This window comes from Luteibacter sp. P4_D7_3, assembly GCF_056401735.1.
Window position 1 is genome coordinate 1 of the sequence record NZ_JBFUIT010000190.1, and the last position, 7,835, is coordinate 7,835.

At 66.5% G+C, this 7,835-nt stretch carries 4 protein-coding genes; all 4 read right to left on the reverse strand.

Annotation, left to right across the window (positions count from 1 at the left end):
• On the reverse strand, positions 1-728 hold a 728-nt coding region (locus AC1DSN_RS15100), incomplete at its 3' end, for a TolC family protein (RefSeq protein WP_477331426.1).
• The gene (locus AC1DSN_RS15105) at positions 725-3,841 is read right to left on the reverse strand and encodes an efflux RND transporter permease subunit (protein ID WP_477331428.1); all 3,117 of its coding nucleotides are present in this window, start codon (positions 3,839-3,841) and stop codon (positions 725-727) included. The genes AC1DSN_RS15105 and AC1DSN_RS15100, both read right to left, overlap by 4 nt.
• A complete protein-coding gene (locus AC1DSN_RS15110; RefSeq protein WP_063570626.1) occupies positions 3,838-6,945 on the reverse strand; it encodes an efflux RND transporter permease subunit in 3,108 nt (1,035 codons plus the stop codon). The genes AC1DSN_RS15105 and AC1DSN_RS15110 overlap by 4 nt, the downstream gene beginning before the upstream one ends.
• Positions 6,942-7,835 (reverse strand): efflux RND transporter periplasmic adaptor subunit (locus tag AC1DSN_RS15115; protein WP_477331430.1); only part of this gene is annotated, 894 nt, incomplete at its 5' end. The genes AC1DSN_RS15115 and AC1DSN_RS15110, both read right to left, overlap by 4 nt.

Genomic DNA, 7,835 nt, shown 5'->3' on the forward strand with positions numbered 1-7,835 from the left:
GCCGGCGCCTTGCCGAGCATCACCGCGATCGCGTGTTCGAGCTGGGCGCGCGCGGCCTTCGTATCGGCCAGCTGCAGCTGCGCCGAGCTGGACTTCATCGTCGCGTCGGCCACATTGGCGCTTGACGCCTGACCCTGGGCGTACTGATTGCCCACCATCCGGTGCCACTGCTCGGCAGCGTCGGCGGAGCGCTGCAGGAGGTCGATCGTGGCGTCGTCCTGGCGTAGCGCGAAATAGCTCTGCACGAGCTGGCCCTGCATCGATAGGGTGGCAGCGGCGAGGTCGTCCTTGCTCGCTTCGGCGATCGCGCGGTGCGACTCGACATCACGGCGGATCCGACCCCACAGGTCCAGCTCCCAACTGACGCCGATACCGATATCGTTTTCGTTCTTGCGGCCGGACTTGAGCGTGCCCGCCGTAACCGAAGGCACGCCGGCCCCCTTCGCCACCTGGATCAGCGCCTGGGCCTGGCGCACGCGAGCAGCCGCCGCGGCCAGGGACTGGTTGCTCACCGCCACCTGCGACACCAGCGCGTTGAGCGTGGCGTCGTCATAGATTTCCCACCACCTGGCGGAAATCGGCGCCACGGTCGCGTGCTGGGCGTCCTGCGGGGCCGCTTCCTTGTAAGCAGCCGGCGAGTGCGTGGCGGGACGCACGTAGTTCGGGCCGACCTCGGTACAGGCGGCAATGAGCACGACGGCACCGGCGACAAGCATGGCGCGCATCATGACGTTGGCCCCTGACGACCGGCCGGCCATCCTGCATTTTCCCGGGCCCTGAAACTCTGCGTCCATCGTCCTGCCCACCTGCTGAATCTGTCGAGATAAAGGTACACAACCGGGGTCGTGTAAAGCGTCAACAACTGGCTCACTACCAGACCACCACCCATCGCGATGCCGAGCGGCGCATGCATTTCCGCGCCGTCGCCTCGCGAAATCGCCAGGGGCACCGCCGCGACCATGACCGCCAACGAGGTCATCAGGATAGGGCGGAAACGCAGACGGCACGCTTTCTGGATCGCTTCGGCCGGTGTCARTCCCTCGCCTCGCTGCGCGGCAAGGGCGAAGTCCACCATCATGATCGCGTTCTTCATCACGATACCGATGAGGGCGAAGATGCCGATCAACGCGATGACGTCGAGATCGGTACGGAACAGGATCAGCGCGAACACCGCACCGACGGCCGCCGAGGGCAGCGTCGACAGAATGGTGAGGGGGTGGAAGCAACTTTCGTAAAGGATGCCCAGGACGATGAACAGCGTCAGGAAGGCGCCGAGGATCAGCGCGGGCTCGCTCGATGCCACCTGCCGGGCCGCACCCGCCGAGCCTGCGAAGGTACTGCGCACCGACGTCGGCATCGCCGTGCGATTCACGGCACGCTGGATCGCCTGGGTCGCCTGGGACAGCGAGACGCCCGCCGCCCTGTCGAACGAAATCGTCGCCGACAGCGACTGCCCGTAATGGGAGATGCCCAGCGGCACGTTGAACTGACGGACATGCCCCAGCATCAGCAACGGCACTTCGCTGCCGCCGGAGCCCGGCACCAGGATCTGGTTGAACGCGTCCGGCGATTGCGCATGCTCCGGCGCGACGCCCATGAGTACGGGCACCTGGTCCGACGGCGAGAAGATCGTGGCCGCGCGCCGGTCGGCAAAGGCATCGCGTAACACGCCGTCGACGCGGGCATAGGTGATGCCGTACTGCGCCGCGGTGTCGCGATCCACGTCCAGTGAGGTCGCCAGCGCGGTGCCGCCATTGTCACTGTGCACGTTGCTGATCTGGGGGATCGTCGCCATAGCCTGGGTGATCCGCGGCGCCCATGCTCGCAGCAGCTCCGGCGAATCGGCCTGGATCGTGTATTCGTTCGACGCGCGACTGCGACGTCCACCAACGCGGATGTTCTGCACCGAGGTCACGGTGAAGGTGCCACCGGACAGCCTCGCCAGCTGTACGTTCAGCCGTGCCGCGACCTCATCGGCGCTGGCGTTGCGCTTGGAGAGCGGCTTGAGCGTCGCGAACAGCGAACCCGAATCGTGCTCGGCATAGCCGGCGACGCTCGCGATGGCGGGGTCGGCGCGCACCACATCGAGGAACTTTGCCAGCTTCTCCCTGGCCACCGGGAAGGAGGCGCTGCCGTCGGTATCGAAGTCGCCCGTCAGCTCACCGGTGTCCTGGCGCGGGAAGAAACCCTTGGGCACCACGATGTAGAGCACGACGCTCAGACACAACACGGCGAGCAGGGAAAGCATGGTCAACGGCGCACGGCGCAGCGCCACGACGAGGCTATCGTCATAAGCCTTCTGCAGCCTGGCAAACGCGCGCTCGCTCCACTGGAAGACGCGGCCATGGGCGCGACGCGTGCTTTCCGGCTTCAGCCACAGCGCGCACAACATGGGCACGACAGTCAGCGATACCACCAGGGAAATCACGATCACCACCGCAAGCGTGACCGCGAACTCGCGCACGAACAGGCCGACGTAGCCGCCCATCAGCAGCAAGGGGATGAACACCGCGATCAGCACGGCGCTCATGGAAAGCACGGTAAGGCCGACCTCGCCCGCACCGAGCCGCGCGGCCTCGCGGGGCTCCATGCCGTCTTCGATGTGGCGGGCGATGTTCTCCACCACCACGACGGCATCGTCCACGGTGAAGCCCACCGCGATCGTCAGCGCCATCAGGGAGAGAATGTCGAGGCTGTATCCGAGCAGGTACATCACCGTCATGGCGCCGAGCAACGAGATCGGCGCCACCGCGCTGGCGATCAACGCCGCGCGTACATCGCGCAGGAACAGCAACATCACCAGGACGACCAGCACCACGGCCAGGGCCAGGGTGTGCTCGGCACCGCTCAGGGAGCCGCGTACCGAGGTCGCGCGATCGACGATGACGCTCACCTTCATATCGCCGGGCAACGACGCCTGCAACGCGGGCAAACGCTTCGTGATGCCGTCGATCACCTCGATGATGTTGGCACCGGCCTTGTGGCGGACCAGCGCCAGCACCGCGGGTTCACCGTTGGCGAGCGCCGCGTTATTGGGATCGCGCACGGTATTGACGACGCGGGCGATGTCACCGAGGGAGACGGCGGTACCGTCACGGCCGGCCACCACGAGCGAACGGAACGCCTCGGCCGTATCGAGCTGGCCATTGGTCGTCACCTGCAGGTAGCGATCGCCGATGTCCAAGGCCCCGGAGGCCTGGCTCGAGACGGCCGCGGCGACTGCGTGGCGCAACTGCTCGAAGCCCACCCCGCGCTGGTTCATCGCCGTGGGGTCCAGATCGATGCGGACAGCCGGCACCGAACTGCCGACGAGATCCACCTCGCCCACGCCGTCCACCTGCGCCAGCATCTGGCTGAAGGTCGTCGAGGCGACCGCATACATCTGTCCCGGGCTCGCATCGCGCGAGGTCAGGCTGAGCACGAGCACCGGGGCATCGGCGGAACTGACCGCGCGGTACGTCGGGCTGCCCGGCATGTCGGAGGGCAAGTCGCCACGAGCGGCATTGATTGCCGCCTGCACGTCGCGTGTCGCGCCGACCACGTTGCGCGAGAAATCGAAGCTGAGACGGATATCCGTCGAGCCGCTCGTACTCACCGAGGTCATTTCCGTCACGCCGGCGATGCGTCCGAGCGCACGCTCGAGCGGCGTGGCCACGGCGGAGACCATCGTCGCCGGACTGGCGCCGGGCAACGAGGCCGAGACCTTGATCGTCGGCACGTCCACCTCGGGAAGCGACGCGATGGGCAGCAACCGCCACGCCAGCGCGCCGGCGATCACCAGCCCGATGCACAGCAGCGAGGTCGCCACCGGCCGGTCGATGAATAGCCGCGAGATGTTCATGCCCGGCGACGCTGCAACACGCGCTCGAACGCGAGGTAGATCACCGGCGTCGTGAACAACGTCAGCAACTGGCTCACCAGCAGGCCCCAGAAGATGCCCACGCCCAGCGGATGGCGAAGCTCCGCGCCCATGCCGCCGCCCAACATCAGCGGCAACGCGCCGAGCATGGCGGCGAGCGTCGTCATGATGATGGGACGGAAGCGAAGCATGCAGGCCTGCACGATGGCGTCGCGCGGTGTGAGACCTTGCTGACGCTGCGCATCGATCGCGAAGTCGATCAGCATGATGGCGTTCTTCTGCACGATGCCGATCAGCAGGATGACGCCGATGAGCGAGATCACGTCGAGCTCGAACCCACCGATCATCAGCGCGAGCAAGGCGCCGATGCCCGCCGAGGGCAGCGTCGAGAGAATCGTCAACGGATGGATGTAGCTCTCGTACAGCACGCCCAGCACGATATACACGGTGATCAGCGTGGCCAGGATCAGCCAGGGCTGGCCGTCCCGCGACGCCTGGAACGCCTGCGAAGAGCCCTGCCAGCGCATCTGCATGCTGGCCGGCATCTTCAGGTCGCGCCATGCGGCGTCCACGGACTTCATCGCGCTATCCAGCGCCACGCCTCGCGCCACGTTGAAGGACACGGTCGCCGCCGGAAGCTGATCGATACGGGTGACCACGAGGGGCCCCGTCCGTTCACTGACCTGGGCGATGGACGACAGGGGAATCAAGGTGGACGAGGGATCGCTCGCATCGGCACCGGTCACGCCCGTACCCGCCTGCGGCGCGAGGTAGATGCCGCCCATCGCACCGGACGTACCATCGGCATTCGGAGCGGCTTCGAGAATCACCCGACGCTGGCTTGCCAGGGTCAGCAGTGTGCTCACCTGACGCTGGCCGAAGGCGTTGTAGAGCGCGTCGCCCACGGCGGCGGAGGTGATGCCGTAGCGGCTCGCGAGGTCATGATCGACCTGGACGAAGGCCTCCAGGCCCTTGTCGTGCTGGTCGCTGGTCACGCCCGAAAGCTTCCGGATGTTCTGCAGCGGACCGACGATATGCGGCAACCACTGGGAAAGCAGTGCGGGATCCGAATTCTCGACCGAGAACTGGTACTGCCCCGGACTCACGCGATCGTCGATCGTCAGGTCGGGCACGGGCTGCATGTACAGCGTGATGCCATCGACCTTGCTCGCCGCATCGGCGAGACGTTGCATGACCTTGGGCACGCGATTGCGCTTACCCAGCGGCTTGAGGTGGATGAGCAGGCGGCCGCTGTTGAGCGACAACGCGCCGTCACCGACGCCGATGAAGGACGCGACGCTCTCGACCGCGGGGTCCTTCAGGATCTCCGCCGTCAAGGCCTGCTGGCGCTTGGCCATCGCGTCGAAGGACACCGTCGGCGAGGCGACGGAAATACCCTGGATGTCGCCGGAATCCTGGGTCGGGAACAGCCCGCGCGGGATCACGAGGTAAAGCACGACGGCAAGCGCGGCCATGCCCGCTACCGTGACCAGGGTGGCGGTCTGACGCGCCAGCACCCACTCGAGGCCACGCGCATACTTCGCCAGCACCGTGTCGTGCCATTCCCTGCCCTTGCGGGCCAGGCGTCCCTGCTGGGATACCTCGGGCGTGCGCCGAAGCATGCGCGCGCACATCATCGGCGTGAGCGTCAGCGAGACCACGCAGGAAATCAGGATCGCTACAGCAAGCGTGATCGCAAACTCGCGGAACAGCCGTCCGACCAGTCCACCCATGAACAGCAGCGGGATCAGCACGGCCAGCAGCGACAAGGTCAGCGACACCACGGTGAAGGCGATCTGACGCGAGCCCTTCAACGCGGCGGAGAACGGATCCTCGCCTGCTTCGACATAGCGCGCGATGTTCTCGATCATGACGATCGCATCGTCGACCATGAAGCCGGTCGCCACGATGAGCGCCATCAGGGTCAGGTTGTTGATCGAGAACCCGGCCAGGTACATGACCGCAAACGTGCCGATCAGGGAGAGCGGTACCACCACGCCGGGGATCACCGTCGCCGTGCCGCTGCCCAGGAACAGATAGATGACGAACACCACGAGGATGATCGCGAAAATCAGTTCGAGCTGCGTGTCGCTCACGGCCGCACGCACGGTCTGGGTGCGGTCGGTCAGGGTCGCGACATCGACCGCGGCCGGCAGCGTCGTCTTCAGCTGCGGCAACAGATCGCGGATGCGATCGACCACTTCCACCACGTTGGCGCCGGGCTGGCGACGTATGAGCAGGATGATCGCCGGATCCTTGCCCGACCATGCGGCGAGGCGCGCATTCTCGGCGCCGTCAGCCACCTTGGCGACGTCACCCAGGCGCACCACGGCGCCGTCGCGGTGACCCACGGTCAGGCGCTCGAACTCGGCGGCGGTATCGATGGGATTGCTGATGGCGATGTTCGAGGACCGGACCGGCCCTTCAAGACTGCCCTTGGCCTGGTTCGAATTCGCATCGTGGAGGGCGCTGCGAAGGTCGTCCAGGGTCATGCCCTGCGAGCGCAGCTTCGAGGGATCGGCCTGCACCACGATCGCCGGCTGCTGGCCGCCATCGAGGCTGACCAGACCCACGCCGGTCACCTGAGAAAGCTTCGGCACCAGGCGCGTATCGGCCAGCTCACGAAGCACCCGCAACGACAGGGTCGGCGAGGTCAGGGCCAGCGTCATCACCGGCGCGTCGGCCGGATTCACCTTGCGATAAATGGGCGGTTGCGAGATATCGGGCGGCAGCAGGGGTGCCGCCCCATTGATGGCAGCCTGCACTTCCTGTTCGGCGACGTCCAACGGCAGTTCGAGATTGAACCGCAGCGTGATCGTCGACGCGCCGGCGGCGCTCGTCGACGACATCTGGCTCAGGCCGGGCATCTGCCCCATCTGGCGCTCGAGGGGTCCCGTGACGGTCGATGCAACGACCTGGGGGCCTGCACCCGGATAGGCGGTGACGACCTCGATGGTTGGGAAGTCGACTTCCGGCAAGGCCGAGAGCGGCAGGAACCGGTACGCGAAGAGGCCGACCAGCAGAATCGCGATGGCCAGGAGCGAGGTCGCAACCGGCCTCAGGATGAACAGGCGGGACGGGTTCACGGGTTATGGCATTCCGGAGCACTCGCAACGGACGCCGGTGCGGGCGTGGCACTCGCCGTGGCGGTGACCGACGTGCCGGAACGGAGCCTGTCCGCTCCCTCGACGACGACCTTCGCACCCGGCGCGATACCCGAGGCGATGACGGCCGTGGTCGTGTCACCCGGGCCGAGCTTGACCGGCACCACGGCAGCGGTCTTGTCGTCGTTGATCACATAGACGAACGGGCCCTGCGCGCCCTGCTGGATCGCAGCAGCCGGCACGAGGATCGCCTGCGGCAACACCTGGACGGGTAGCTTCGCCGTGACGAACTGGTTGGGCAACAGCGCATTGTTGGTATTGGCGAACTCGGCCTCGAACTTCACGGTGCCCGTCGCGGGATCCACCTCGTTGTTCGCCGCGCGCAGGCGCCCGGTGGCAAGCACGTCATCGGGACTGTCGCCATAGGCGTCGACGGGGATGCAGGTGCCACCGTTAAGGCGTTCCAGCACACGCGGCACCACGTTCACCGGCACCGAGAAGATCACCTTGCTCGGCTGCGACTGCGTCACCACCACGATGCCACGGGCATCCGAAGGACCGACCAGGTTGCCCGGATCGACCCGACGCAGACCCACCATGCCCGTGATCGGCGAGGTGATCCGTGCGTTGGCGACCTGCAGGTTGGCGGAGCCGATACGGCCCTGCTCGGACCTCACCTCGGCCTGGTACTGCGCCACCAGCGACTGCTGGTCGGCGAGACGCTGGCGGGAAATGGAATCCTGCGTTGCCAGCACCTGGAAGTGCTTGAGGGTTTCCTGCGCGTTGGCCAGTTTGGCCTGGCTACCCGCGAGATCGCCGTTGGCGAGCTGAAGCTGCGCCTGGGCTGCACGCGGGTCGATCTCGGCCAGCAG